This window comes from Mesorhizobium sp. M2A.F.Ca.ET.037.01.1.1 (assembly GCF_003998075.1).
In the GTDB taxonomy this organism is placed as follows: domain Bacteria; phylum Pseudomonadota; class Alphaproteobacteria; order Rhizobiales; family Rhizobiaceae; genus Mesorhizobium.
In genome coordinates, this window is record NZ_RZSA01001144.1 from 1 (window position 1) to 1,908 (window position 1,908).

Sequence of the window (1,908 nt, forward strand, 5' to 3'; positions counted from 1 at the left end):
GCCTCCTCCGGGCCGGCAGAAGCGTATTCGCCGACAACATCGTTGGTGTTCGAGGGATTGATGTTGCGCGAGCCGGCCTCGCCAAGCCACTCGCCGTCGATCAGGTTCTTGCGGTGCAGGGTCATCTTGTTTTTCCTTGGGTTTTGGTCGCGGCGGCCTTTGGCCGGGTCAATTGTCAGACAAATGATATAGTGATTGTCCGGGAGGAGGTCTACCCGCGATCTTAAACCTAGAGCTGGTTCGCGTCAGGTCGAGAACGACCAGAACAGGCAGGCGAGCGTGACCGCGCCGAAGATGACGAAGAACAGGCTTCTGAGCAGGACGTTGCGCCGAAGCTCGTTCATGGTGAGGTGTGCCGCCACGATAGCCGCGACGAACGTGAAGCGCCAGTTGAAGAGCGCCCAAAGCACCTCGTGCTGGCCGAAGGCCCATCTGGCGATCAGCGCGCCGACGATGGTCGCGAACAGCATGATCGTCGCCCAGAAGATCGCGTCGGCGGCATGGGTCAGCACGATGCCGGCGGCGCGTATCGGCAGGATCATCATCAGCATGGCGCCGAAGAAATAGACGGCGGCGATGGCCAGGAAGGAGCCGGCGTCGGCGATGCCGTCGAGCCGCTTCACGCCGAACGCGCCGTAGGGATAGCCGTGCCTCGCCACGGCCAATGACAGCGCCATCAGCAAGGCGCTGAGAACCGTTATCAGTGCGAATGTGCCGAGGGCCTTGCTCATGCCGTTCCCTGTCGAGACGAATCAACGGGAGTCTAGCAGAGCGCGAGCCTCAGAAGGTCAAATCACCGTTCGCTATTCTCGAACGCGCCGATGCCTTGAGCGATGAGGTTGGTCGCCATGACCAGCGAGACGATCGCGCCCGAGTTGAAGACGACGACCCACCATTTGCCGCCGGTGAGGAAGCCATAACCTTCGGCGACCGCCAGGCCCCAATCGGCCGAGGGCGGCTGGATGCCGAGGCCGAGAAAGCTCAGCGTGGCGATCGAGAAGAAAGCGTAGCCGAGCCTCGTGACGAGCTCGATCAGGATCGTCTCCCTGATGTTGGGCAGGATCTCCAGCACCATGATGGCGAAGGCATTCTCGCCGCCGAGGCGGGCGGCGCTGACATATTCGCGTTCTTTCTGCTCGCGCACCGCGGCGCGGACGGTCCTGGCCACCAGCGGCGCATAGGCGATGGCGATCACCAAGATGACGGTCAGGTTCGAGGGCCCGAGCGCCACCAGCGTCATGGTCACCAACACGATGAAGGGGAAGGCCATAAGCGTGTCCAGCAGCCGCGCGCCGATAGCGTCGACCAGGCCATCGAAATAGCCGAGCACCAGGCCGATGATGGTGCCAGCGGTAACGCCGCCCAACGTCGCGAGCGGCGCCACCAAAAGGATGTCGCGCGAGCCGACGATGATGCGGGACAGCACGTCACGGCCGAGATGATCGGTGCCGAACCAGTGCGTGGCATCCGGCGGCGTCAGCGTGGCGAGGAAATCCTCGGCATAGGGATCGTAGGGAACCAGCCGGTCGCCGAACAGGGCGCAGGCGATCCAGAAGGCAAGGGTGAGCGATCCGATGATGACGGAGACGGGAAGGCCGCGAATGGCGCGGCCCAGCCTGCCGGCGACCCGCAGGACAGCGGGCGCGTGCGACGGCGCGGGGAACTCCAAAAGATCCATCATAACGACGCCCGCCGCCGTTGCCGCGGGTCGAGCAGCGCCTGGACGAGATCGCCGATCGCGGCCGACAGGACGAAGATCGTTGCCATCACTAGCACGCCTGCTTCCAGCATCGGGAAATCGCGCGACTTGGCGGCGTTCAAAACCAGATTGCCGAGGCCCTGGATGCCGAACAGCGCCTCGATCACCACCAGCCCACCGAGCATGTAGCCGCTCTGCGTCGCCAGCAC

General features: G+C 63.9%; 3 protein-coding genes. All 3 read right to left on the bottom strand.

Annotation, left to right across the window (positions count from 1 at the left end; translation table 11 throughout):
* Nucleotides 1–245: 245 nt before the first annotated feature.
* On the bottom strand, nucleotides 246–731 hold the full coding sequence (locus EOA27_RS34400) for a hypothetical protein (protein WP_127258498.1): 486 nt from the start codon (nucleotides 729–731) through the stop codon (nucleotides 246–248).
* Nucleotides 732–793: 62 nt separating this feature from the next.
* The gene (locus tag EOA27_RS34405) at nucleotides 794–1,681 is read right to left on the bottom strand and encodes an ABC transporter permease (protein ID WP_127258501.1); all 888 of its coding nucleotides are present in this window, start codon (nucleotides 1,679–1,681) and stop codon (nucleotides 794–796) included.
* Nucleotides 1,678–1,908: ABC transporter permease subunit (locus EOA27_RS34410; RefSeq protein WP_127258503.1), on the bottom strand; the 231-nt coding region annotated here is incomplete at its 5' end. The genes EOA27_RS34405 and EOA27_RS34410, both read right to left, overlap by 4 nt.